The following is a 25,075-nucleotide window of genomic DNA, read 5'->3' on the forward strand; positions in this document are numbered from 1 at the left end:
GGCCGGGATCCGTTGACCGGCGGTTCGGTCCAGGTCCTCAACACTCTCTCACCAACGCCGTGCCGCCGGCACCCCCCGGCCAGGGGGAAACCGGCGGCGGTGCGCGGTGGCGACAGGGGCCGTCAGCGCTTGGGACGCCAGACGACGAGGGCGCTGGAGTGCGGGGTGGGCGGCTGGTAGGGGACGAGGTCGCGGCGGTAGGAGGCGTGGATGGTGGCCTCGCGCTGCTGGAGCGCGGTGGCGGCGCCCTCCAGGGAGTCGACCAGCTCGGTTATCCGGGACTGGAGCGCGGTGACCTGGTTCTCCAGTTCGATGATCCGCTTGATGCCGGCCAGATTGATGCCCTCGTCCTGGGAGAGCCGCTGGACCTCGCGCAGCTGCTGGATGTCGCGCGCGGAGTAGCGGCGCCCGCGCCCGGCGGTGCGGTCGGGGCAGACCAGGCCGAGCCGGTCGTACTGACGGAGCGTCTGCGGGTGCAGGCCGGAGAGCTCGGCGGCCACCGAGATCACGTAGACCGGGGTGTCCTCGGTCAGCACGTACTGGGGCTGCGGGGCGGTCCGGCGGGTGGTGCGGCGGGCGCCGCCGCCACCGGGCAGGCCCTCGCCCAGGCCGGGGCCGATGGGGTCGTCGGGGGTCATCTGGTCGTCACGCTCCCTCCGCCGCCCGGAAGAGAGCGGCTCGTGGGTCGTCGGAGGCGGTCGCCTCGCGGTACTGCTCCAGGGCGGTCAGCGCATCGCCGGTGACGCTCTGGGGCACCACGACCTCCACGGTGACCAGGAGGTCGCCGCGGGTGCCGTCCTTGCGGGTGGCGCCCTTGCCGCGGGCCCGCAGGGTGAGGCCGTTGGCGCTGCCCGGCGGCAGCTTGAGCTTCACCGACGGGCCGTTCAGGGTCGGCACCTCGATGGTGCCGCCGAGGGCGGCCTCGGGGAAGCTGACCGGGACGGTCACCGTCAGGTTGTCGCCCTTGCGTCCGAAGACGGGGTGGGAGTCGACGTGGACGCTGACGTACAGGTCGCCGGGCTGGCCGCCGCGCTCGCCCTGGGCGCCCTTGCCCTTGAGCCGGATCCGCTGGGCGTCCTGGACGCCGGCCGGGATCCGGACCTGCATGGTGCGGGCGGAGCTGGCGCGGCCGCTGCCGTGGCAGTCCGGGCACGGGTCGTCGACGATCATGCCGCGGCCGCGGCAGTCCCGGCAGGGCTCGGAGAGCGCGAAGGCGCCCTGGCCGCGGCTGACGGTGCCGGAGCCGACGCAGGTCGGACAGACCCGCGGGGTGGTGCCGGACTTGGCGCCGGTGCCGTTGCACAGCCGGCAGGGGGCCTGACTGGTCATCCGCAGCGGGACGGTGGCACCGTCGACGGCCTCCTCGAAGGAGAGCGTCACCTCGGTCTCGACGTCGGCGCCGCGCCGCGGTTGGGCCTGCCGGCCGCCGCGGTTGAACAGGCCGCCGAAGACGTCCCCGAGGCCGCCGGTGTTGCCGCCCTGGGTGCCGCTGAAGAGGTCGCCGAAGTCGAAGCTGTAGCTGCCGGTGCCCCCGGGGCCGCCGGGGCGGAAGCCGCCGTTGGCGAAGAGGCTGCGGGCCTCGTCGTACTCCTTGCGGCGCTTCTCGTCGGAGAGGACGTCGTACGCCTCGGAGATGTCCTTGAACCGCTCCTCGGCCTTGGTGTCGCCCTTGTTGGCGTCGGGGTGGAACTCGCGCGCCAGCTTGCGGTAGGTCTTCTTGATCTCCGTGGCGCTGGCGTCCTTGGGCACGCCGAGGACCTTGTAGTAGTCCTTCTCCACGTAGTCCTTGCCGCTCATGGCCGGCGCCACCTCCCGAGGTCCATCGTCACAGTGCTGTCAACGGTCCGGGCACGGCGTTCCGTGCCCGGGCCCATCGACAGCGCGCTGCGGAGCCGGCCGCCGTACTGGCCGGCGTACGACTCCGCAGCGCAGGGGTTTTCAGCTGTCACCGCTGGTCAGCTGTCCGAGCCACCGTCGGCCTGGTCCTTCTTCTCCCCGCCCTTGGCGGTGTCGGAGTCCGGACCGGACGTGGTCTGGGTGCCCGGCTGGGGCTCCGCGACCGCGACCATCGCCGGGCGGATGATCCGCTCGCCGATCCGGTAGCCGGGCTGGAGGATCTGGACGCAGGTGTCCTCGGTGACGTCCGAGGAGTAGCTGTGCATCAGCGCCTCGTGCATGGTCGGGTCGAAGGGCTCGCCCTCCTTGCCGAACTGCTGCAGGCCCAGCTTGGCGACGACCGTCTCCAGCGACTCCGCGACGGACTTGAAGCCGCCCGTCACCTCGCCGTGGTCGCGGGCGCGGCCGATGTCGTCCAGCACCGGGATCAGCGACTCCAGGATGTTGGAGACGGCGATCTCGCGGACCGTCAGCCGGTCGCGCTCGACCCGCTTGCGGTAGTTCTGGTACTCGGCCTGGAGGCGCTGGAGGTCGGCGGTGCGCTCGGCCAGCTCGCGCTTGGCCGAGGCGGCCTCCTCCGTGCCGGAGGCGGCGGAGCCCTCGGCCCCGGCCGCGGCGGCCTCCTCGGCCGCCTTGATCACGGCCTCCTCGGCGGCGGAGTCGTCGCCGGGCTCGGCACCCTGCGGCTTCTCCGTCATGCCGCACCGCCCTTGGGCTTCTCGTCGTCCACGATCTCGGCGTCGACGACGTCGTCGTCCTTGGCACCGGCGTCACCGGCCGCACCCGCGCCCGCACCGGCCGCACCGGCGGCGTCGGCGTTGGCGTACAGCGCCTGGCCGAGCTTCTGGGCGGTGGTGGAGACCTTCTCCGAGGCCTCGCGGATCTTCGCGATGTCCTCGCCCTTCAGGGCCTCCTTGAGCTCGCCGATGGCGGTCTCGACCTCGGTCTTGACGTCCGCCGGCAGCTTGTCGGCGTTGTCGGCGATGAACTTCTCGGTGGAGTAGACGAGCTGCTCGGCCTGGTTGCGGGTCTCCACGGCCTCGCGGCGCTTGTGGTCCTCCTCCGCGTACTGCTCGGCCTCGCGCATCATGCGCTCGATGTCGTCCTTCGGCAGCGCGGAGCCGCCGGTGACGGTCATCTTCTGCTCCTTGCCGGTGCCGAGGTCCTTGGCACCGACGTGCATGATGCCGTTGGCGTCGATGTCGAAGGTGACCTCGATCTGGGGCAGGCCACGCGGGGCCGGCGGCAGACCGGTCAGCTCGAACATGCCGAGCTTCTTGTTGTACGCGGCGATCTCGCGCTCGCCCTGGTAGACCTGGATCTGCACGGACGGCTGGTTGTCCTCGGCCGTGGTGAAGATCTCCGAGCGCTTGGTCGGGATCGTGGTGTTGCGCTCGATCAGCTTGGTCATGATGCCGCCCTTGGTCTCGATGCCGAGGGACAGCGGGGTGACGTCGAGCAGCAGGACGTCCTTGACCTCGCCCTTGAGGACACCGGCCTGGAGCGAGGCGCCGATGGCGACGACCTCGTCCGGGTTGACGCCCTTGTTGGCCTCCTTGCCGCCGGTCAGCTCGCGGACCAGGTCGGCGACGGCCGGCATGCGGGTGGAGCCGCCGACGAGGACGACGTGGTCGATCTCGGAGAGCGAGATGCCGGCGTCCTTGATCACGTTGTTGAACGGGATCTTGCAGCGCTCCAGCAGGTCGGAGCTCAGCTGCTGGAACTGGGCCCGGGTGAGCTTCTCGTCCAGGTGCAGCGGGCCCTCGGCGGAGGCCGTGATGTAGGGCAGGTTGATCGAGGTCTCGGAGGACGAGGACAGCTCGATCTTGGCCTTCTCGGCGGCCTCGCGCAGACGCTGCAGGGCCATCTTGTCCTTGGACAGGTCCACGCCGTGGCCCGCCTGGAAGACCTTGACCAGGTGGTCGACGATCTTCTGGTCCCAGTCGTCGCCGCCGAGGTGGTTGTCACCGTTGGTGGCCTTCACCTCGACGACCCCGTCGCCGATCTCCAGCAGGGAGACGTCGAAGGTGCCGCCGCCGAGGTCGAAGACCAGGATGGTCTGGTCGTCCTTGTCCAGGCCGTAGGCCAGGGCGGCCGCGGTCGGCTCGTTGACGATGCGCAGGACGTTGAGGCCCGCGATCTCACCGGCCTCCTTGGTGGCCTGGCGCTCCGAGTCGGAGAAGTACGCCGGGACGGTGATGACGGCGTCGGTGACGGTCTCGCCCAGGTAGGCCTCGGCGTCGCGCTTCAGCTTCTGCAGGATGAAGGCGCTGATCTGCTGGGGGTTGAAGTCCTTGCCGTCCAGCCCGATCTTCCAGCTGGTGCCCATGTGGCGCTTGACCGAGCGGATGGTGCGGTCGACGTTGGTGACCGCCTGGCGCTTGGCCACCTCGCCGACGAGCACCTCGCCGTTCTTCGCGAAGGCGACGACGGACGGCGTGGTCCGCGCACCCTCGGCGTTCGTGATGACGGTGGGCTCGCCACCCTCCAGAACGCTGACGACCGAGTTCGTCGTACCGAGGTCGATGCCGACCGCGCGTGCCATCGTAGATACCTCCACGGAAGAGTTGAGCTTTACGGGCTCAAGAATGCATGACGATGGCGAGGGCGTCAACAGGGATGAGTCCATGGCGCTCAACTTTGCTGAGCGGTTCGCCCGGAGCGCGGTGGCGGGCCGCGTCGGCTGTGCGCCCGCGTGACTGCCGCCATACCTTGGGCATCTTCAGGAGAAGTGTTCGCGAACGGTAATGTCCGGCCCGTCGGTGCTGGAAGTTACCGACGAGTACAATCCCCTCGGAGAGACTGCACACCAGTAACACGCAAGCCGCAGGAGACGGAGAGCCGATGCAGCTAGCAGCGATCGTCATCTCGCTGGTCACATTCGTGGTCGGCACCGCGCTCGCCGCTCGTGCGGCGCTGTACATCTACCGGGTGGTGCGGACCGGTCAGCCGGACCCCACCCGCTTCGGGCAGCCCGCGCAGCGGGTGAAGACCGTGGCCGTGGAGTTCGTCGGCCACACCAGGATGAACCGCTGGGGGATCGTCGGCGTCGCCCACTGGTTCGTCGCGGTCGGCTTCCTCACCCTGGGCCTGACCCTGCTGACCGCGTTCTTCCAGCTGTTCGACGCCGAGTTCGTGCTGCCGGTGCTCGGCGGCTGGCTCCCGTACGAGCTGTTCACCGAACTGGTCGGCACCTTCACCACGCTGGGCATCGCGACGCTGATCGTGATCCGCCTGATGAGCCTGCCCGGCCGGGCGGGCCGCAAGTCCCGCTTCGCCGGCTCGATCGCCTGGCAGGCCTTCTACGTCGAGTACACGATCCTCGGCATCGGCCTGTGCATCATGATCCTGCGCGGCCTGGAGGGCGCGCTGGAGAACGTCGGCTCCTACGAGGCCAAGTACCTGATCTCCTACCCGCTGGTGGCGGCCTTCCGCGGGCTGTCCCACGGCACCCTGGAGAACCTGGTCTACGTCTTCGCGATGCTGAAGATCTGCATCTCCTTCGCCTGGGCGATCACCATCGGCCTCAACCCCTCGATGGGCGTGGCCTGGCACCGCTTCCTGGGCTTCTTCAACATCTACTTCAAGCGCGAGGAGGACGGCTCCACCGCGCTCGGCGAACTGCGCCCGATGACCAGCGGCGGCAAGCCGATCGACTTCGAGGACCCGGCCGACGACGCCGTCTTCGGCGTCTCCCAGGTCGAGCACTTCTCCTGGAAGGGCATCCTCGACTTCTCCACCTGCACCGAGTGCGGACGCTGCCAGTCGCAGTGCCCGGCCTGGAACACCGGCAAGCCGCTCTCCCCGAAGCTGCTGATCATGAGCCTGCGCGAGCACGCCTTCGGCAAGGCCCCCTACCTGCTCGCCGGCGGCGGCAAGGACATGGAGGGCACCGAGCGGGCCACCGCCGAGCAGCTCGCGGACGTCCCCGCGGCCGCCCTGGCCGAGGCCGAGCGCCCGCTGATCGGCACCGCCGAGGAGAACGGCGTCATCGACCCCGACGTGCTGTGGTCCTGCACCACCTGCGGCGCCTGCGTCGAGCAGTGCCCGGTCGACATCGAGCACATCGACCACATCGTCGACATGCGCCGCTACCAGGTGATGATCGAGTCCTCGTTCCCCACCGAGGCCGGCACCATGCTCAAGAACCTGGAGAACAAGGGCAACCCCTGGGGCATGGCCACCAAGGCCCGCCTGGACTGGGTCAAGGAGCTCAAGAAGGAGACCGGCATCGAGGTGCCGGTGATCGGCGAGGACATCGACCCCGCCGAGGTCGAGTACCTGTACTGGGTGGGCTGCGCCGGCGCCCTGGAGGACCGCGCGAAGAAGACCACCAAGGCCTTCGCCGAACTGCTGCACACCGCCGGCGTGAAGTTCGCGATCCTCGGCAAGGAGGAGTCCTGCACCGGTGACTCCGCCCGCCGGCTGGGCAACGAGTTCCTCTTCCAGATGCTCGGCGCGCAGAACGTCGAGACCCTGAACGCGGCCCTGGAGGACGCCCCGGTCAAGCGGATCGTGGCGACCTGCCCGCACTGCTTCAACACCATCGCCAACGAGTACCCGCAGCTGGGCGGCCACTTCGAGGTCATCCACCACACCCAGCTGCTGCAGCACCTCATCGACGAGGGCAAGCTCGTGCCGGTCAACCCGGTCGAGGGCCTCATCACCTACCACGACCCCTGCTACCTGGGCCGCCACAACAAGGTCTACAGCCCGCCGCGCGAGATCATGGACAAGGTCCCGGGGCTCCGCCAGCAGGAGATGCACCGCCACAAGGAGCGCGGCTTCTGCTGCGGCGCCGGCGGCGCGCGGATGTGGATGGAGGAGCGGATCGGCAAGCGGATCAACACCGAGCGCGTCGACGAGGCGCTGTCCCTGAACCCGGACATCGTCTCCACGGCCTGCCCGTTCTGCCTCGTCATGCTCTCCGACTCGGTCAACGGCAAGAAGAACGAGGGCGCGGCCAAGGAGCACCTGAAGGTCGTCGACGTCGCCCAGCTGCTGCTCGACTCGGTCAAGGCGACCCCGCCGGCCGAGACGGAGGAGCCGCAGACCGTCGGTGCCTGAGGCGCGGTCGGGCGCGTCCGGAGGGGTTCCGGCCGGCGTGCCCGGCGAGGGTCCGGCCGGCCCGGCACGGTCGTGAACCGGCCCGGTTCTTCGACAGTTCTGCAACAACCGCCCGGCCCGGGGGGTGCCCACCGGCGCCCGCCCGGGCCGGGCTTTTCGGGTCCCGCGGGCCGCGCCGCGGTCACCGGACCGGCCGCCGGGCGCCGGGCCGCCGGGCGGCCCCGCGGTAGGGAGGAAATACAGTAGGCGCCGGACCGGCCGCGAGCCGGTCGATCCGTTCCGGCCCCCGGGACGGCGTACAGCAGACCGACGGAGGTATCGGCCCGCCGGGCCGGGCCGCAGAGAGCACAAGGGGAACAGCGCAGACCATGACCGAGGCGATCATGCTGGTCGGTGGTAAGGGCACGCGACTGCGTCCGCTGACCACCCACACCCCCAAGCCCATGCTGCCCGTGGCGGGCGTCCCCTTCATCGCGCACCAGCTGGCCCGCGCGGCGGCGGCCGGGGTCACCCGCGTGGTGCTCGCCACCTCCTACCTCGCCGAGGTCTTCGAGGACCACTTCCAGGACGGCACGCCCTACGGCATCGAGCTGGTCTACCTGACCGAGCGCGAGCCGCTCGGCACCGGCGGCGCCATCCGCAACGCGGCCACCGGGCTCACCTGCGGCCCCGACGAGCCGGTCCTGGTGTTCAACGGCGACATCCTCTCCGGCGTGGACATCGCCGCCCTGCGCGACGGCCACGTGGCCGCCGGGGCCGACGTCACCCTGCACCTCACCCGGGTCGAGGACCCGCGCGCCTTCGGGCTCGTGCCCACCGACGCGAACGGGCGGGTGCTGGAGTTCCTGGAGAAGCCGGAGACGCCGGAGCAGATCGTCACCGACCAGATCAACGCCGGCTGCTACGTCTTCACCCGCTCGGTCATCGACCGCATCCCGACCGGCCGCGAGGTCTCCGTCGAGCGCGAGACCTTCCCGGAGCTGCTGGCCACCGGCGCGCTGCTGCGCGGCGTCGTCGACACCTCGTACTGGCTCGACCTCGGCACCCCGGCCGCCTTCGTGCGCGGCTCGGCCGACCTGGTGCTCGGCAAGGTCGACTCGCCCGCCGTCCCCGGCCCGACCGGCGACGCCCTGCTGCTGCCCGGCTCGACCGTGCGGGACGGCGCGGTGCTCAGCGGCGGCACGGTGGTCGCCGAGGGCGCGGTGGTCGAGGCCGGCGCGATCGTCGAGGGCAGCGTGATCCTGCCCGGCGCCGTCATCGGGCCGGACACCCTGGTCAAGGACTCGATCGTGGGCGCCTTCGCGACCATCGGCGACCGCACCGCGCTGGACGGCGCGGTGATCGGCGACGGCGCGATCGTCGAGTCGGACAACGAGCTGCCGAACGGTGTGCGGATCGCCTGCGGCACGCTGCTGCCGGTCGGCGCCGTGCGCACCTCGGCCGGCCCGGGCGGGTGCCCGGCCGGGACCAGCGCCGCGGCGGCGGTGCACGGGCCGAAGGTCGGCGTCCGGAGCTGAGCCCGGGGACGGGCGGCGGGCAGGTGGGCCGGCGGTAACAGGCTCGCTGCAAACCGGCCCCGGTCCGGTGCCCGTCCGCCACGGCGCCCGCCCGGCGGGTACCTTCGGAACGTGGCTGGCAATCGATACGACAGCGGTCAGGGCGCCGACCCCCATGGCGGGTGGTCGGGGCCCCCGCAGCAGCAGGCGGCGCCCGGGGGGTACGGGCCGACGGACGGGCCGGAGTACTTCACCGGCCCGCAGCAGGGGCCGCACCAGGACCCCTACGGCGGCTACGACCCGTACGGGCCGCGCGCCCCGCAGGCTCCGCACCCGGCTCCGCACCAGGCCCCGCACGCGGACCGGTACGCGGCCGACAACCCGGGCCACACCCGGGCCTTCCCGGTCGGCGCCGACCCGTACGCGGGCGAGCCGTCCTCCTACGGCCGGCCGCCGTACGGTCAGCAGGAGCAGCCGTACCAGGAGCAGTACCAGGAGCCCTACGGCCAGGACAACGTCGCCGTCTACCGTGCCGGCGGCCAGTCCGCGCCGCAGGCCGTCGGCCCCCGGCCGACCTGGCGCGAGCTGCTGACCGGACTGTTCCGCACCCCCACCGCGATCTTCGACCGCACCCGCGACCACCAGGTCTGGCTCCCCGCCGTCACCGTCTCCCTGCTGTACGGCGCCCTCGCCGTGCTCGGCATCGGCCTGACCCGCGACGACGTGGTCAACTCGACCTTCACCGTGGCGCTCACCGCGATGCTCGCCGCCGCGATCGGCTTCACCTTGGCCGGCGCGATGCTCGGCGCGGTGACGTACGGGCTGGCCCGGCAGTTCGGCGGCGACGGCCCGTGGCAGTCCACCGTCGGCCTCGCCGTGCTGATCGGCTGGGTCACCGACGCGCCCCGGCTGCTGCTGGCGCTGGTCCTGCCCGCCGACAACCTGCTCGTCCAGGCCGTCGGCTGGGCCACCTGGCTGCTCTGCGGCTACCTGCTGGCCCTGATGGTCCGCCGGGTGCACGACCTGCCCTGGGGCAAGGCGGCCGGCGCGGCCGCGCTGCAGCTGCTGGCCCTGCTGGTGCTGATCAAGCTGCCGACCCTGGGCTGACCGGGGGCGTCCCCGCGCCGACGGGGGCCCTCGGCGACAATGGACGACGGGCCTCGCCTCGCGGGGCCCGTCGCGTTTTCCCGACCACGTCCCTTCCCGCCCTCTTCCCGCCCCCTTCCCACCCTCACCCCACCCTCACCCGACCCTCACCCGCACGGAGCCCGGCATGACCCTCCCCACCACCCACGTCAGCTTCCCGTCCGGGGCGGTGACCGGCGAGTCGACGGTGCTCGCGGTGCACCCGCTGGACGACGGCCGCTACGCCGTGGTCACCGGGGCGACCCCGTTCCACCCGCTCGACCACACCTGGCCCGACCAGCCCGCCGACCTCGGCACCCTCACCGTGGACGGCGTCGAACTGGCCGTCGTCGACTGCCTCACCGGCGCGGTGGGCCCGGACGGCGGCGCGCCGCTGGTCGGCGCCGGCATCCCGGTCCGGCGCGGCGACGAGGAGTGGTCCTGGCTGGTCCTGCACGTCCTCGCGGCCGACCCGGGCGACCTCGTCGGCCGCACCGCCGTGCTCGCCGTCGACGCCTCCCGCCGCGGCGCGCTCAGCGCCTCGCACAGCGGCTGCCACCTGCTCGCCCTCGCCCTCAACGAGGCGCTCGCGCCGCGCTGGCGCAAGGACCCGGGCCGCGCCGACGCCTTCGGCCACCCGGACTTCGACAGCCTCGCGATGGCGACCTCGGTGATGGACACCGAGGCGAGCACCGACACCTACCGGCTCGGCAAGTCGCTGCGCAAGAAGGGCTTCACCGCCGAGGCCACCGAGGAGCTCCCGGCCCTCGCCGACGCCCTCCCCGAGCTCACCGAGGCCGTCAACCGCCGGCTGGCCTCCTGGGTCGCCGCCGACGCCCCGGTGCGCATCGACGTCCCCGGCCCGGAGCTGACCGCCCGCCGCGAGTGGCACTGCGAGCTGCCCGAGGGCGCGGCGCGGATCTTCTGCGGCGGCACCCACCTGCACCACCTGGGCGAGCTGGCCGAGCTGCGCACCGAGCTGCGGCTCTCCGAGGACGGCAGCGAGCTGGTCGCGGTCACCCGCCCGAAGCGGGCCTGACACGCCGGCGGGCGGTCACCCCTGTCCAGGGGTGACCGCCCGCACCGTGCGCTCCGCTCCGTCCCGCTCGGGCCCGCTCAGACCTGCGTGCGGTGGAAGTTCAGGTAGGACCGGGACGGCGTCGGACCGCGCTGCCCCTGGTACCGCGAGCCGTACCGCTCCGAGCCGTACGGGTGCTCCGACGGCGAGGAGAGCCGGAACAGGCAGAGCTGCCCGATCTTCATCCCCGGGTAGAGCTTGATCGGCAGCGTGGCGACGTTCGACAGCTCCAGCGTGACGTGCCCGCTGAAGCCCGGGTCGATGAAGCCGGCCGTGGAGTGCGTCAGCAGCCCGAGCCGGCCGAGGCTGGACTTGCCCTCCAGCCGCGAGGCGACGTCCTCCGGCAGCGTGATGACCTCGTAGGTCGACGCCAGCACGAACTCGCCCGGGTGCAGGATGAACGCCTCGTCGCCCTCCGGCTCGACCAGCCGGGTCAGGTCCGGCTGCTCCTCGGAGGGGTCGATGTGCGGGTAGCGGTGGTTCTCGAAGACCCGGAAGAAGCGGTCCAGGCGCACGTCGATGCTCGACGGCTGGACCATCGTGGGGTCGAACGGATCGATCACCACCCGGCCGTTGTCGATCTCGGTCCGGATGTCCTTGTCAGAGAGCAGCACGCTTCGAGGTTACGTGCACGACGCGGCCCCGGACGAATCGCCCGGGGCCGCGGCCTTCACATCTCTCCCGTCCCCGCCCTCGTCAGGCGAGGAACTCCGCGGCCTCCAGCCGCAGCGCCCGGGCCAGTTGCGGCTCGGACAGCTCCCGTACGTCGGCCAGCACCGAACTCCGCAGCCGTCCGCACTGCGGACACCTGATCAGCCGACCGGGCCCCAGCCGGCCGGGTCCGAGGTTCTGCATCGGGAACGTGGTGGTGCTGAACAGGTGCCCCTCGGCACAACGAACGACGGCGCGCTGCTCCATCGGTCCCCTTCCCATCCTTACCCCAGTACTCACCCGTACTCGTCGCCCCGAACGGCGGAGCCCCCGGGACCAGCGTCACATTAGGGGATGTACCGGACATTCCACACCAAGGCTCGCCGCCCCGCGCCCACCCGCCGGGGCACTCTCACGCGGCCCACACAGTACGCCCCCGCCCACCCCCCGCGCCGCCGCCACCACCCACGGCCACCTGTGCAACCACCGTCACGGATGGGGTACAGTGAGGGACAGATCGAGCGGTCTCTGACGGCTCATCAGGCGGGCGTAGTTTAATGGTAGAACATGAGCTTCCCAAGCTTAGAGCGCGAGTTCGATTCTCGTCGCCCGCTCCAGTAGGCAGAAAGCCGCAGGTCATATGACCTGCGGCTTTTGTGTTGTGTTGTGTCGGGTGGGGCGGGGTCAGGTGCGGGGGAGGGTGCGGATGGGGCGGGTGGCGAGGAGGGCGGTGGCGGTGAGGAGGGCGGTGGCGGCGCCGAGGAGGAGGACGCGGTCGGTGCCGAAGGCGTGGGTTGCGGGGCCGGCCAGGGCGCTGCCGAGGGGGTACATGCCGACGGAGCCGGCGACCTCGTAGGCGTGGACGCGGTTGAGGACCTCGCCGGGGACCTGGGTCTGGACGCTGGTGGCCCACATGACGCCCCAGACGCCGATGCCGGCGCCGACCGCGACCTGGGCGGCGGCGAGCAGCCAGACCGGCCAGCCGAGGACGATGCCGAGCGGGTAGAGGGGGTAGGCCAGCATCGCCACGGCGCCGGCGGCGAGCGGGCGGGCCGGCTTGTAGCGGATCGCCAGCAGGCCGCCGGCCACGGTGCCCGCGCCGAGGGCGCAGTTGAGGAGACCGAACGCGGTGGCGCCGTGGCGGGGGACGATGACGCCGGCGGCCACCGACAGCTGGGGGCCCCAGGAGAGCACCGCGAAGACCATCCAGATCACGATCACGCCCCAGAGCCAGCTGCGGGCGCGGAACTCCCGCCAGCCGACGGCGAGGTTGTGCCAGAGGCTCCCGCCGGGCGGCGGGGCGGGCACCGTGCCGAGCCGGAGGGTGAACAGGCAGGCGGCGCTGGTGCCGTAGGCGACGGCGGAGATGACCATCACCCAGGCGGTGTCCCCGAGTCCGACCAGGACGCCGGCCAGCGCCGGGCCGCCGAGGCCGGTGAGCGCCTCGGAGGTGCGCAGCACGCCGTTGGCACCCTGGACGTCGCGGGAGACCAGCGGGACGGTCGAGGAGGCGCCCGGCTGGAACATCGCGTTGGCGGTGCCGGCCACCACCAGCAGGGCGTACAGCTGCCAGAGGTGGCTGATGCCGTGCAGGAAGAGCAGGGCGAGCAGCACATGGGCGGTGAGGTTGGCCAGGTCGGCGGCGATCATCATCCGGCGGGCGGTGAACCGGTCGGCGAGCACGCCGCCGAACAGCACCAGGCCGGCGAACGGGCCGACCAGGAAGGCCATCGCGTACCCGGCGGTGTCCAGGCCGTACCCGCCGCTGAGCAGGCCGGCCGAGACCGCGACCGGCAGCATGGCCCAGCTGAGCAGGCCCGCGCTGCGGGCGGTGAAGTAGTGGCGGAAGTTGCGGGACCAGATGGCCGGTTCGGCGGTCGGTGGTGCCGCGGCGGGCCGGTGGGTCAGGAGGTCGTCCATGGGCGTTCGATCCCTCGGGGCGCGGGGTTGATGATCACACCGTAGGGAGCGGGTCTGGTGCGACACCGGGAGCCGGACCGGAGGCCGGGAGGGGCGGGCCTGCGCGGGCACACCGGTGCTGACCTGCGGTTACCTCACCGGAGCGGCGGTCGCAAGGGCGGACCGGCAGAACCGTGGAAACTGCCGGACCGCCGGTCAGCGGATCCCGGACCCGCCCATCGCCCGGGAGAGCCGCAGTGCCTCGCGCCGGTGTCCGAACGCCGGGCCGCGCGCGCCGAGGGCCGACTGCGCGTGGCCGAGCGCCAGCTGGCTGCGCGCCTCGCCCGGCCGGTGGCCGGTCTCGCGGTGCACGGCGAGGGCCGCGTGCCCGGTCTCCAGGGCGGCCCGTGACTCGCCCAGCCGGACCCGGACGCGGGTCAACGCGTCGAGCGCGTTGCCTTCGAGCATCCGGAACCGCGCCTCCCGGGAGAGCGCGAGGGCGTGCTCCGCGGTGCGCAGGGCGGCCCGCGGCTCGTGGCAGGTCCGGACCGTCGCGAGGCCGACGAGCGCGGTGGCCTGCGTGAAGCGGTCGCGCACCAGTTCGGCGAGGCGCAGCGCCTCCCGGTAGCTGTCGGCCGCCTCGGCCGGTTCGTGGGCGCGCTCCTGCGCCGCGCCCAGCGCCAGGAAGGCGTTGGCCTCCAGCGCCCGGTTGCGCAGCGTGCGTGCGGTGGCGAGCGCGGTGTGGGCCAGCCGCCGGCCGGTGGCGTGGTCGCCCAGGTCGGTGTGGGCGCCGGAGAGGCCGTTGAGTGCCACGGTCTCGCTGTACTTGTTGCCGCTCCGCAGGTGGACGGGCAGGGCCTCGCCGAGCACCCGGATCGCGTCGCCGGGGCGGCCCAGCGCCCGGTGGACGATCCCCAGGTTGGTGTGCGCGACCGCCTCCGCGCGGGCCGCGTCGAGCGCGTGGAAGTGCCCGGCCACCCGGGAGAAGTGGTCGGCGGCCTCGTGCAGCCGGCCGAGCCTCCAGCAGATCAGGCCGAGGGTGGCCTCGTCGTCGGCATCGGTGTCGGCGTCGGTGTCGGAAACCTCGCCCGCGGGGCGGTCCGGGTGGCCGGGGCCGCCGGGGCCGCCGGGGCCGCCGGGCCGGGGGCGGTGCAGCAGGGCGGCGGTGGTGAGCTCGGCGCAGTCGCCGGTGTACATGCCGGTGGAGAGGTAGCCGTGCAGGCTCTCCGCGAGCCGCCGGGCGACGGCGATGAGACCGGCGTCGGACGCCTCCAGGACGGCGCCGGCCAGGTTCTCGCGTTCCTCCTCCAGCCACCGCGCCGCCCGGCCGTGGTCGGGGAAGGGGGGTGCGGCCGGCGGCGTGCGGGAATCCGGGTCCGGGGCGGGGGCGGTGGGGAAGAGCAGCCGGGCCGCCGCGTCGGCGTGCCGCAGGTACCAGGCGAAGAGCCGCTCCCGGGCGGTCTGCGCCTCGGTGCCGCCGACCAGTTCACGGGCGTAGGAGCGCAGCAGGTCGTGCAGCCCGAACCGGCCGGCCGCCCGTTCCTGCACCAGGTGGGCGTTGGCCAGGACCGCCAGCAGTGCGGCGGACGCGGCCGGGGCCGCGTCCGCGAGGGCGGCGGCGGCGTCGGCGGAGAGGTCCGGGCCGGGCATCAGACCCAGGAGCCGGAACATCCGCCGGGCCGCGGGCGGCAGCGCGCGGTAGGAGAGGTCGAAGGCGGCCCGTACCGTCGAGCGGTGGTCGCCCTCGACGTGCAGCCGGCCGAGGACGTCGCCACCGGCCAACTCGGCGCAGTAGTCGGCGATTCCGGTGCCGCGGGAGACCAGGTTGGCGCCGGCGATCCGGATGGCGAGCGGCAGGCCGCCGCAGAGCCGGACGAGTTCGACCGCGGCCTGCTCCTCGGCGGCGACCCGGCACTCGCCGACGGTGCTGCCGAGCAGCCGGCGGGCCTCCTCCGGGCCGAGCACCTCCAGGGCGAGTTGGCGGGCGCCGTCGCTGGCGACCAGTCCGGCGAGCCGGCTGCGGCTGGTGATCAGCACGGCGCAGCCCGGGGCGCCCGGGATCAGCGGCCTGACCTGTTCGGCGTCGCGCGCGTTGTCCAGCACGATCAGCATGCGCCGGTCGGCCAGCAGGGTGCGGTAGAGCGCCGCCGCCTCGTCCCGGTCCGCGGGCAGCCGGTCGGGCCGGACGCCGAGCGCCCGGAGGAAGCGGGCCAGGACGTCGTCGGGACTCAGCGCCGGGAGCCGGGAGTGGCCGCGCAGGTCGACGAACAGCTGCCCGTCCTCGAAGTGTGCGCGCCGGGCGTGGGCCCAGTGCGTGGCGAGGGCGGTCTTGCCGATGCCGGGCGCGCCGACCACCGCCACCAGGTGCGGACGGCGTGCGGGGTCGGTCGCGACGAGGGCGTCCAGCTCCTCCAGCTGGCGCCGCCGGCCGACGTGGACGCCGGTGGCGGCGGGCAGTTGGGCCGGCCGCGGGGCGGTGGGCGCCGGGCCGCCGACCGGTGCGAGCGGTAGTTGCCGGCGCAGCACCCGCAGCTGGGCGTCGTGGACCTCCGCGCCGGGCGCGATGCCCAACTCCTCGTCGAGCCGGGTGCGCAGGCGGGCGAACACGGCGAGCGCGGCGGCCTGTTCGCCGCAGCTCGCGAGCGCGAGCATCAGCCGGGCGTGCAGGCCCTCGTGCAGCGGCTCGGCGTCGACCAGCTCCGACAGCACCGGGACGGCCTCCGCGGAGCGGCGCAGCAGCAGCGCCGTGTCGGCGTGCAACAGGGCGGCCCCGAGGCGTCGTTCGCCGGCCGCCACCGCGGCCGGGTGCCGGCGCAGCGCCGGGTCCGCGTCCGCGAGCACCGGGCCCCGCCAGTACCGCAGCGCCCGCGTCAGCGCCCGGTACGAGGCCTCCGGGTCCGGGGTGCGGTGCGGGCGCCGCGCTTCGTCCAGCAGCTCGTCGAAGCGGCCGAGGTCGATCTGGTTCCGGGGCGCCTCCAGCAGGTAGCCGGTGGGCGTGCGGACGACGGTCGACGGCGGGGCGGTGCGCGGGCCGTCCGGGGTCAGCAGCCGGCGGACCTGGCTGACGTAGCCGTGGACCAGGCTCCGGTGGGAGTCGGGCGGCCCGGACGGCCAGAGGGTGTCGGTGATCTCCTGCCGGGTGGCGGGCGCGGGGTGCTTGAGCGCGAGCAGGCCGAGCAGCCGGCGCACCATCGGGCCGGTCACCGGGACGGTGGTCCGGTCGTGCCGGAGGACGAGCGGGCCGAGGATCAGCAGCCGCGGCCGCCCGGCGCCGTCCGCCGGTTCGGCCGGGGTGGTGGCCAGCAGCTCCGCCAGCTCGCCGTCGGTCAGCCGCAGGGCCTCGGCCAGCTGCCGCAGGGTGCCCGCCCGGGGGCGCCGGACCCGCCCGTGTTCGAGGTCGCGCAGCGCCCTGGTGCTGACCCCGGCCCGCGCCGCGGCCGTCTGCTGGCTCAGCCCGGCCCGCCTGCGGAACGCCTGGAGCCGCGCCCCGAACGCCTCCGACCCGCCCCCCGCGGCCGTCGCCGTGCCCTCCGCCATGGCGTCCCCTTCGTCCGGTGATCAGTGTGGACCGGAGCAATCCACCGGGCAAGCGACGGCCGGCGACGCCCCTGAGCCGGTGACGCCCCCGGGTCGACGGCGCCCCCGGGCCGGGGAGGGGCGCGGGCCCGCGGTCGGCCGCGGGATCGGTCCCGGGGCAGACGCCGGACGGACGCCCGGTGGCCAGGGTCGGCCCGTGAACCGTCAACCGCACAGCCGGCTCAGCCGGTTCGGCACCCTCCGGCACCTGATGGCCCTCGACGTGGCCGGCCCCGCCGGTCGGCGGAGGCCGCGCGGTCGGGGGCCCACAGCAGCAGGGGCTGGGGGCCGGTGGGGTCAGGGACGGGGGTAGAGGCGGAGGAAGGCCTGGACGCCGGTGGTGACGGTGGTGTGGAGGGCGGCGTCGGAGATGGGGACGGCGCCGTAGAAGGACTGGTCGGCCGCACCGCTGAAGGTGAGCAGGGTGAAGTGGGTGGCGGCGAGGTCGGGGTCGTCGAGGGTGAGCAGGCCCTGGGCGGCGAGGCGGGCGAGGTGGTCGGCGAGGTCCCGCTGGGAGGCGAGGGGGCCGGCGGCGAGCCAGGCGGCGAGGACGTCGGGCGGGATGTTGCCGGCCTCGGCGCGGATGGTGCGGCCGAGCGCGTAGTGCTCACCGGCGGCCAGGACGGCCTTGGCGCGGTCGACGGCGAAGGCGACCAGGTCGGCCTCCAGATCGACGATCTTGTGCAGATGACGGTCGGCCAGGCCGGCGATGATCTCGGTGAGTTCGCCCGCGGTCTCCAGGGCGACGGAGAGGAAGAGCTTCTCCTTGTCACCGAAGTGGTTGTAGATGGTGCGCTTGGAGACGCCTGCCTCGGTGGCGATGGCGTCGACGCTGGCCCGGGTGTAGCCCTCGCGGCCGAACACCGTGCTCGCCGCGCGGGCGATGGCCAGGCGTTTCTCCGGCATGCGGCGTGATCCGGCGGTCGATGCCGGGTTCGCTGTGCTCATCGGCGGGTCCCCTCCTCGGCGGATTGCACTACCCGGTGCAGTTTACCGGCCGGAGCGGCTTCGGCGCGGGGGCGGTGAAGGGTCGGTGGCGGTGAAGGGCCGGTGGGGGATCGCCGGGGTGGCGCGGGAAGCAGGGAGGCGCGGAGCGAGTCCCCCCGGACCCACTCCGCGCCGCGTCGACGCGCGGCTTTCCCGCCGCTCCCCCCGATCGCCCCGGACTCCCGCCGTCCCCCCTGGCGCCACTCTCCGGCGAGAGCGTTCCGCACAGGCCCGGCAAGCCCCCTTGAGGTGGGGCGTATCGTTGATCGTTACGGTAACAAACCGCGTGGTTGGTTTGTCAATGCTGAATTCCCGAAGCATCCCACCCTCGGGGATCCCGGCCCGGATGGCAAGAGGGGGGCCGGCGGTGCGGGGAAAGCGCTGGTGGGGCCGTTGGTTCGGGTACCGGCGCCGGTGGCACGGATCCGGCGGAACCGTTTGTTCGGAATCAGACAATCCGAACGGAATGTCGGTATCAGCGAAGCAGTCGGCGTTCCTTGGCGACGGCCACCGCGCCGGCCCGGGTGTCGACGCCCAACTTGTCGTAGATCCGGCCCAGATGGGTCTTGACGGTCGCCTCGCTGATGAACAGCGCACGGGCGATCTCCCGGTTGCCGAGCCCCTGGGCGAGCTGGGCCAGGATGTCCGTCTCGCGCTCGGTGAGCTGCGGTGCCGGGGCCCGCATCTGCGCCATGACCCGGGAGGCCACGGGCGGCGAGAGCACCGTGCGCCCCTGCGCGGCCGAGTGCACCGCGGCGAACAGCTCCTCCGGCCGCTCGGCCTTCAGCAGGTACCCGGTGGCACCCGCGCCGATCGCCCGGGTGATGTCGGCATCGGTGTCGTAGGTGGTCAGGACCAGGACGTGCGGGGCGTCCGGGGCCGCGGTGATCCGGCGGGTGGCCTCCACGCCGTCGATGCCCCCGCCGAGCTGGAGGTCCATCAGCACCACCTGCGGCGCCAGCCGGGCCGCCAGTTCGACCGCCTCCTCACCGCTGCTCGCCTCGCCGACCACCTCGATGTCGCCGGCGCTGGCCAGCAGGGCGAGCAGGCCGGCCCGGACCACGGCGTGGTCGTCGCAGACCAGCAGCCGGACCGGGGACGGGGCGGGGGTGGGGTTCATCGCACGGCTCCAGTGCCTAGGGGCGGTCGGGGGTGAGCGGGATCGCCGCGGAGACCACGGTGCCCTCGCCGGGAGCGCTCTCCACGGTCAGCGCGCCGCCGAGCTGACGCAGCCGGGCGCGCATGGCCGGCAGACCGTGGCCACGGCCGGAGGGATCGGGCGGCGCGGAGGGCGTGGAGGACGAGGGCGTGGAGGACGAGGGCGAGGGCGAGGGCGAGGGGGTGAAGCCGCAGCCGTCGTCGGCGATGTCCAGGACGACCTGGTCGCCGAGGAAGGAGAGGGTCAGCGCGGCGGCGGAGGCCCCGGCGTGCTCACGGACGTTGGCCAGCGCCCCCTGGGCGATCCGCAGCAGCGCCGACTGCGCGGCCGCCGGCAGCGGCACCGGCGTGCCGTCCAGGTGGAAGCGGACCGGCAGCCCGCTCTCGGCGGACTCCCGCTCGGCGAGCGAGCGCAGCGCCCGGTCCAGGGTGCGGCCGTCGGCGAGTTCGGCGGGCGCGAGGTCGTGGACGAAGCGGCGGGCCTCGGCGAGGTTCCGGGCGGCCACCTCGGCGGCGGTGCGGACGTGGCCACGAGCGGTCGCCGGGTCGCCGTCCCAGGTGCGATCGGCGGCCTGGAGCAGCATCTGCTGGCTGGACAGCCCCTGGGCGAGGGTGTCGTGGATCTCCATCGCCAGCCGCTCGCGCTCGGCCAGCGTCCCCTCCCGCCGTTCGGTTGCGGCGAGTTCGCGCCGGGTGCGGACCAGGTCGGTGATCAGCGCGCGCTGCCGTTCGGCCTGCCGTTCCATGTACAGGAAGACGCCGGTGGCCAGCGCGGCGACGGCGGGCGGCAGCAGGACGAGGTTGGCGTCCAGCGGGCCCGGCAGCCGGACCTCGCCGACGACCACCAGCAGGGTGAGCGCCGCCACCAGCGGGATCGCGGCCGGCGTGGGCAGCGTCCGCAGGGCCGTGTAGACCAGCGGGACGGCGCACCAGGAGAAGCTCGGCGCGACCAGGACCAGGACCACCCAGAGCACCGTGACCGCGACCAGCGGCCACGGGCGGCGGCGCTGCCCGGGGGCGGGCGGACGGCGGTGGGCGAGCCAGGAGCCGAGCGGTTGGACGACGGCCAGGGCGATGCTCAGGCCGAGCACCCAGGGGATCCGCGGACTGCCGGAGTGGTGGGTGAGGTAGCGGCTGAGCGAGGTGGCGAGCAGGAGGAGGAAGGCGGAGTCGAGCAGGACGGCCAGCCGGCCGGCGTCCGGGTCGGGGAAGGCCAGGACGGGAGCGGGAGCGGGGGCAGCGGCGGCAGCAGCAGCGGAGGGGGCGGCGGGGTCGACGGGGGAGGGGGCGGGGTGGTGCACGGGGCCGCTCCTCGTTCCGTCCGCGCCGTCGGGGCCGTCCGGGCCGCGGCGATCCATCGATGGTGACCCGTCCGGTCACCGCCCGCATCAACCGATCGGCTGACGGGTCCGTCGTCCATCATGCCCGGACGTGGTGTCCGGACCGCCGATGCGGCCCCGGGGGTCCGGAACGGAGGATCGAATCCGACCGCACCACCGCCATCCGACCAGGAGCCGGACCATGAAGAAGACCTCCGTTCGCGCCAAGGTGCTGACCGGCACCGTCGCCGCCGCCGCGCTGGCCGCCGCCACCGTCGGCGCCGTCTCGGCCAGCGCCGAGGCCACCGACACCCCGGCCGTCACCGCCGCCGCGGTCAAGACCGACGCCCAGAACAAGAACCTCTCGCAGAGCACCGGTCTGACCATCGAGGCCGCCACCAAGGCCGCCCAGGCCACCCTGGACGCGGCCGCCAAGGCGGGCCAGCGCGTCTCGGTGGCGGTCGTCGACCGCGACGGCGTCACCCGGGTGCTGCTCAAGGGCGACGGCGCCGGCCCGCAGTCGCCGGAGTCGGCGGTGCGCAAGGCGTTCACCGCGGTCTCCTGGAACGCGCCCACCTCGGAGCTGTCCAAGCGCCTCGCCCAGGCCCCGGGCCTGAAGGACATTCCGAACACCCTGTTCCTGGCCGGCGGCGCCCCGGTGCAGTCCAAGGGCGCTCCGGTGGCGGGCATCGGTGTCGCGGGCGCGCCCAGCGGCGACCAGGACGAGCAGTTCGCGCAGGCGGGCGTCGAGGCGCTCGCCAAGTAGGTCCCGCCGGGGACTGCCGGCCGCGCCGAGGGCGTGTGACCGGCCCGCGCGCCGGGGCGGACCCCCGGTCCCCCCGGCGCGCTCCACCTCCCGGCGGGTTCCCCGTACGGGTGAAGGTCGCGCGGGTCGCCGCAGAGCACGGGGTCGGCCGCCGAAAAGTCGCTGCCGCTGTCGGTGCCGCGTGGCAGGCTTCCCGCTATGACGGCGTGGACCCTCAACGACATCGAACGTGCGATCCGCTCCTCCTGGGGTGTCGACACCTGCGCGCCCGAGGACCAGGCCCACTGGCGTGCCGACGACCCCGCCCACGGCCAGTGCCGGGCGACCGCCCTGGTGGTGCACGACCTGCTCGGCGGCGAGCTGATGATGGGCGAGGTGTACACCGGCGGGGTCCGTACGGACCTGCACTGGTGGAACCGCTCGGCCGCCGGCGCCGAGGTCGACATGACCCGCTCGCGCTTCGGCCCCGACGAGCGGGTCGGCCCCGGCCGTCCGGTCGCCCGTCCGCAGCGCCCGGGCCGGCTGCAGGCCCAGTACCAGCTGCTGCGCCACCGCGTCCTCGCCCGGCTGGAGGCCGGATCGGCGGACGGACGGCACGCCGCGGCGGCCTGACCGGGCGGCGGCCTGACCGGGCGGCGGCCCGCCCGGTCGGAGGGCTGACGTAGAGTCGGTTGGTCGTGGCCGGACGATCTCTCCGGCCACCGGGCGACAGCGGGAGCGTGTGAGATGAGCGGGATGACCGTCGGCTTCGTCGGACTGGGCGCGATGGGCCGGGGCATGGCCACCAGCCTGCTGAAGGCCGGCCACACCGTCCGGGTCTGGAACCGCTCGCCCGAACCGGTGGCCGCCATGGTCGCCCGGGGCGCGCTGGCCGCCGACGGACTGGCCGAGGTCTTCGCGGCCGACGCGGTCGTCTCGATGCTCGCCAACGACGCCGCCGTGGAGCGGCTGCTGCTCGATCCGGCTCTGCTGGAGGCCGCCACGGCCGGCGTGCACGTCAACATGGCCAGCGTCTCGGTCGCCCTGGCCGAGCGCGCCGAGGCCCTGCACGCCGAGTACGGCATCGGGTACGTCGCCGCGCCGGTGCTCGGCCGCCCGCCGGTGGCGGAGGCCGGCGAGCTCAACATCCTGGCCGCCGGGAGCGCGGAGTCGCTGGCGGCGGTCGAGCCGCTGTTCGCCGCGATGGGCCGGCGCGTCTGGCACTTCGGCGAGCGCCCGCGCCAGGCCAACACCGCCAAGATCAGCACCAACTTCCTGCTGGCCTGCGCGATCGAGTCGATGGCCGAGGCGTGCAGCCTGGCCGAGGCCAACGGCGTCCGGCCGACGGACCTGATCGAGATGCTCACCGGGACGCTCTTCCCGGGCCCGATCTACTCCGGGTACGGCTCGATGGTGGCCGAACGCCGTTACGAGCCCGCCGGGTTCAAGCTTCCGCTCGGGCTCAAGGACGTCGACCTCGCGCTCGCCGCCGGTGCGGCGACGCATGTGCCGCTGCCGTTCGGAAGCGTCCTGCGGGACGCCTTCCTGGACGCGCTGGCGCACGGCGACGGCGAGAAGGACTGGGCGGCCGTCGCGGCCGTCGCGCGCCGTCGGGCCGGGCTCCCGGAGTAGCGCCGGCGGGACCGCCGGACCGCCGTAGGCTCGTGATCCTCGATCGATCAGCAGTCCGTACGGGGGTCCCGATGTCCGAGCCCAGCGGTCGCGCCGACGCGCGCCGGTCCTTCCTCTTCCTCGACGCCGGTACCCGGGCCGACGGCAACTCCGCCCGGCTCGCCCGGCTGGCCGCCGGGGCGAGCCTGCCGGCCGGCGCCGACCAGCGCTGGCTGCGGCTGGCCGACCACCCGCTGCCGCCGTTCGCGGACCTCCGGCACACCGGGGAAGGCCGGTACGAGCCGCCCACCGGCCACGAACGCACCCTGCTGGACGCCACCCTGGCCGCCACCGACCTGGTCTTCGTGGCGCCGCTGTACTGGTACGCGCTGCCGGCCGCGGCCAAGCACTACCTGGACCACTGGTCGGGCTGGCTGCGGGTGCCCGGCGCGGACTTCCGCGCGCGGATGGCCGGCGGCACCGTCTGGGCGGTCACCGCGTACGCCACCGAGCCGGACAAGGCCGAGCCGCTGATCGGCACCCTGCGGCTCACCGCCGAGCACCTCGGCATGCGCTGGGGCGGCGCGCTGCTCGGCCACGCCGACCGGCCGGGCGACGTGCTGCGCGACGAGCGGGCGCTGACCGCCGCCGAGTCCTTCTTCGCGGACGCCCGGGTCCTGTCCTAGACCGGTACGGCGGCGGGGGCGCAGGGCCGTCCGGTACCGTCCGGCGGACGTGTACCGGTCACCCTCGCGTCATCTGTCGGTCGGGGCCAAAAGACCCGTCCCGGGGCAGAGTTGGGCCAACCGGACAGGAATCGCCGGGCCGGTGCCGGAAACCGGCACCCCCGTTCCGGCACCGCCGGAGGCTTCGGTAGTCTCCGACGGACTTTCAGCTTCGCGGGGGGATCGCGGCTCGAACGGCCGCCCGGTCCTTCCGTGCCCCCGGGCCAGCGCCCGGCCTTTTCCGTGAGGTTTCCCTTGTCCCTCTCCATACCTCGCAGTCTCGCCCTGGCCGGCGCCGCCGCGCTCGCCGCCTCGATGGCCCTGACCGGCGCCCAGGGCGCGGTGGCCGCAGCCACCACCGGTTCGTCGCCCGCCGCCGCCGCACCGCAGGCCGACAAGGCGAGCGCCCGTTCGCTCGACCTGTCCCTGGACGGGGTGCCGCGGACCTTCGTCGCCGGCGGCGACAGCAAGCTCTTCAACTTCACCGTCGACAACAACACCAAGCACGACTTCGTCTACTACCCGCTGCTCAAGTTCAAGAACGCCAAGGGCACGCTGCGGGCGGAGGACCTCAAGGTCGAGTTCCAACTGCCCGACGGGCTGGACAAGTCCAAGACCTGGCTGCCGGCCAAGCCCGCGCCGGGCGGCGGCGAGACCGACGACGACGGCGTGCTGTTCCTGCTCGCCAAGCTCATCGACGGGCGCGTGCCCGACTTCGAGAACTCGCTGCTCGCGGTCAACAAGGGCAGCAGCCTCACCGTCACCGTGCGGGTCTCGGTCGGCAAGGACGCGCCGCTCGGCACGGCCGGCGTCGTCCCGGTGGTCTTCGCCGCGAGGTCGGAGGGCAACAAGCCGACCGGGGAGGGCGAGTTCAGCTGCGACGGCATCCGCGGCGAGCGGTTCAAGATCGTGGCCGGGGGCGGCGGCAAGCCGAGCCCGACCGTGGCACCGACGACCACCAAGCCGACCAGCCCGAGCGCGAGCCCGACCGTGAAGCCGACCGGCAGCCCGTCGGTCACCACCTCGCCGTCGGCGACCGGCACGCCGTCCGCCACCGCCACCGCCACCGCCACCGCCACCGCGACGGCGACCGGCAGCCCGAGCGCCACGGCCACGCCGAGCACGAGCACCAGCCCGTCGGCGACCACCGAGCCGTCCGCCACCGCGACGCCGTCGGCGACCGCCACCGCCACCGCCACGCCGAGCGCGACGACGACGCCGTCGGGCAGCGCGTCGCCCAGCGCTTCGTCGAGCGTGTCGCCGAGTGCCTCGCCCAGCGCGACGGGCGGCTCCGGTGCGAGCGGCTCGCCGAGCGCCCCCGCCGGCACCGCCCCGGCGACCCCCGCCCCCGGGGGTACCCCGGACGACGAGGAGGCCGGCGGCCGGCAGCCGATCGACTTCCCGGTGAAGGTCCCGGCCGTCGCGCCGCTGCCGATCACCCCGGAGGCCGTCGTCAAGGCGCGGGCCAACGCGGACAAGGCCCTGGCCACCACCGGTGGCGGTGACAACACCACCGGCATCGCGATCGCCGGTGGCGCCGTCCTCGCGGCCGGTGTCGGCACCCTGGTGGTGCTCCGCCGCCGCCGCGCCGCCCAGCAGGGCTGAGCAAGGACGACCGCACCCGCCCGTGTCCCCAGCCCACCGGGGGCACGGGCGGTTCCGTCCGCCGCCCCGGCCGTGCCTAGGATGAGCCCCCTGGGGCCTCCGAGGGACGGGCCCGGGGGGCCGACACGGCAGGCGAG

The 25,075-nt window shown here is 73.8% G+C and carries 19 protein-coding genes, 1 tRNA gene and 1 pseudogene; 10 read left to right on the top strand and 11 right to left on the bottom strand.

Annotated features, from left to right (window positions below; all coding sequences use genetic code 11):
• Positions 1-122: 122 nt before the first annotated feature.
• The 4 genes from ACFU9E_RS16725 to dnaK all read right to left on the bottom strand — a co-directional run bounded on the left by ACFU9E_RS16725 (position 123) and on the right by dnaK (position 4,441).
• Positions 123-638, bottom strand: coding sequence for a heat shock protein transcriptional repressor HspR (locus tag ACFU9E_RS16725; protein ID WP_380684797.1), 516 nt, complete (start codon positions 636-638; stop codon positions 123-125).
• A 7-nt stretch (positions 639-645) separates the two neighbouring features.
• Positions 646-1,797, bottom strand: a complete 1,152-nt coding sequence (dnaJ, locus tag ACFU9E_RS16730) for a molecular chaperone DnaJ (RefSeq protein WP_380684798.1) — start codon at positions 1,795-1,797, stop codon at positions 646-648.
• Between the two features lie 158 nt (positions 1,798-1,955).
• Positions 1,956-2,594: a nucleotide exchange factor GrpE gene (gene grpE, locus ACFU9E_RS16735; RefSeq protein WP_380684799.1), complete on the bottom strand. Its 639-nt coding sequence runs from the start codon at positions 2,592-2,594 to the stop codon at positions 1,956-1,958.
• Positions 2,591-4,441: a molecular chaperone DnaK gene (dnaK, locus tag ACFU9E_RS16740; protein WP_380684800.1), complete on the bottom strand. Its 1,851-nt coding sequence runs from the start codon at positions 4,439-4,441 to the stop codon at positions 2,591-2,593. Before dnaK ends, grpE begins: the two co-directional genes overlap by 4 nt.
• A 299-nt stretch (positions 4,442-4,740) precedes the next feature.
• Here dnaK and ACFU9E_RS16745 point away from each other — a divergent pair, with 299 nt between their 5' ends.
• The 4 genes and pseudogenes from ACFU9E_RS16745 (at position 4,741) to ACFU9E_RS16760 (ending at position 10,623) form a co-directional block, all read left to right on the top strand.
• Positions 4,741-6,963 carry a (Fe-S)-binding protein gene (locus ACFU9E_RS16745; protein WP_380684801.1) on the top strand — a complete coding sequence of 741 codons (2,223 nt, stop codon included), beginning with the start codon at positions 4,741-4,743 and terminating at the stop codon, positions 6,961-6,963.
• A 368-nt stretch (positions 6,964-7,331) separates the two neighbouring features.
• Positions 7,332-8,405: pseudogene (locus ACFU9E_RS16750) on the top strand (sugar phosphate nucleotidyltransferase); the annotation flags it as partial.
• Between the two features lie 186 nt (positions 8,406-8,591).
• Positions 8,592-9,566, top strand: a complete 975-nt coding sequence (locus tag ACFU9E_RS16755) for a YIP1 family protein (protein ID WP_380689572.1) — start codon at positions 8,592-8,594, stop codon at positions 9,564-9,566.
• Positions 9,567-9,732: 166 nt separating this feature from the next.
• Positions 9,733-10,623: a metal-dependent hydrolase gene (locus ACFU9E_RS16760; RefSeq protein ID WP_380689570.1), complete on the top strand. Its 891-nt coding sequence runs from the start codon at positions 9,733-9,735 to the stop codon at positions 10,621-10,623.
• A 77-nt stretch (positions 10,624-10,700) separates the two neighbouring features.
• On the opposite strand, the gene dcd is transcribed toward ACFU9E_RS16760, so the two are convergent.
• Positions 10,701-11,276, bottom strand: a complete 576-nt coding sequence (dcd, locus tag ACFU9E_RS16765) for a dCTP deaminase (RefSeq protein ID WP_380685229.1) — start codon at positions 11,274-11,276, stop codon at positions 10,701-10,703.
• 82 nt (positions 11,277-11,358) lie between these two features.
• Positions 11,359-11,580 (bottom strand): hypothetical protein, encoded by a 222-nt coding sequence (locus ACFU9E_RS16770; RefSeq protein ID WP_199839558.1) that lies wholly within the window; start codon positions 11,578-11,580, stop codon positions 11,359-11,361.
• A gap of 276 nt (positions 11,581-11,856) precedes the next feature.
• Between ACFU9E_RS16770 and ACFU9E_RS16775 the strand changes: the two genes are divergently transcribed.
• Positions 11,857-11,930 (top strand) — tRNA-Gly (locus ACFU9E_RS16775).
• 67 nt (positions 11,931-11,997) lie between these two features.
• Here the strand turns inward: ACFU9E_RS16775 and ACFU9E_RS16780 are convergent.
• The 5 genes from ACFU9E_RS16780 to ACFU9E_RS16800 form a co-directional block, all read right to left on the bottom strand.
• Entirely contained in the window at positions 11,998-13,233 is a 1,236-nt protein-coding gene (locus ACFU9E_RS16780; RefSeq protein ID WP_380685225.1) for an MFS transporter, read from the bottom strand.
• 195 nt (positions 13,234-13,428) lie between these two features.
• On the bottom strand, positions 13,429-16,749 hold the full coding sequence (locus tag ACFU9E_RS16785; protein WP_380685223.1) for a BTAD domain-containing putative transcriptional regulator: 3,321 nt from the start codon (positions 16,747-16,749) through the stop codon (positions 13,429-13,431).
• A gap of 336 nt (positions 16,750-17,085) precedes the next feature.
• Complete coding sequence (locus tag ACFU9E_RS16790; RefSeq protein ID WP_380685221.1) at positions 17,086-17,694, bottom strand: TetR/AcrR family transcriptional regulator; 609 nt, start codon at positions 17,692-17,694, stop codon at positions 17,086-17,088.
• A 556-nt stretch (positions 17,695-18,250) separates the two neighbouring features.
• Positions 18,251-18,895, bottom strand: a complete 645-nt coding sequence (locus ACFU9E_RS16795; RefSeq protein ID WP_380685219.1) for a response regulator — start codon at positions 18,893-18,895, stop codon at positions 18,251-18,253.
• 16 nt (positions 18,896-18,911) lie between these two features.
• On the bottom strand, positions 18,912-20,234 hold the full coding sequence (locus tag ACFU9E_RS16800; RefSeq protein WP_380685217.1) for a sensor histidine kinase: 1,323 nt from the start codon (positions 20,232-20,234) through the stop codon (positions 18,912-18,914).
• 220 nt (positions 20,235-20,454) lie between these two features.
• On the opposite strand from ACFU9E_RS16800, the gene ACFU9E_RS16805 reads away from it, so the two are divergent.
• The 5 genes from ACFU9E_RS16805 (at position 20,455) to ACFU9E_RS16825 (ending at position 24,938) form a co-directional block, all read left to right on the top strand.
• A complete protein-coding gene (locus ACFU9E_RS16805) occupies positions 20,455-21,018 on the top strand; it encodes a heme-binding protein (protein WP_380685215.1) in 564 nt (187 codons plus the stop codon).
• Positions 21,019-21,216: 198 nt separating this feature from the next.
• Positions 21,217-21,630, top strand: a complete 414-nt coding sequence (locus ACFU9E_RS16810; RefSeq protein WP_380689598.1) for a hypothetical protein — start codon at positions 21,217-21,219, stop codon at positions 21,628-21,630.
• A 114-nt stretch (positions 21,631-21,744) separates the two neighbouring features.
• Positions 21,745-22,629: an NAD(P)-dependent oxidoreductase gene (locus ACFU9E_RS16815; RefSeq protein WP_380689600.1), complete on the top strand. Its 885-nt coding sequence runs from the start codon at positions 21,745-21,747 to the stop codon at positions 22,627-22,629.
• Positions 22,630-22,700: 71 nt separating this feature from the next.
• Positions 22,701-23,294, top strand: coding sequence for a flavodoxin family protein (locus ACFU9E_RS16820; protein WP_380689602.1), 594 nt, complete (start codon positions 22,701-22,703; stop codon positions 23,292-23,294).
• Positions 23,295-23,588: 294 nt separating this feature from the next.
• Positions 23,589-24,938 carry an LPXTG cell wall anchor domain-containing protein gene (locus ACFU9E_RS16825; RefSeq protein WP_380715093.1) on the top strand — a complete coding sequence of 450 codons (1,350 nt, stop codon included), beginning with the start codon at positions 23,589-23,591 and terminating at the stop codon, positions 24,936-24,938.
• The last annotated feature ends 137 nt before the right edge of the window (positions 24,939-25,075 follow it).

It is taken from the genome of Kitasatospora sp. NPDC057595 (genome assembly GCF_042800875.1).
Taxonomy (GTDB): domain Bacteria; phylum Actinomycetota; class Actinomycetes; order Streptomycetales; family Streptomycetaceae; genus Kitasatospora.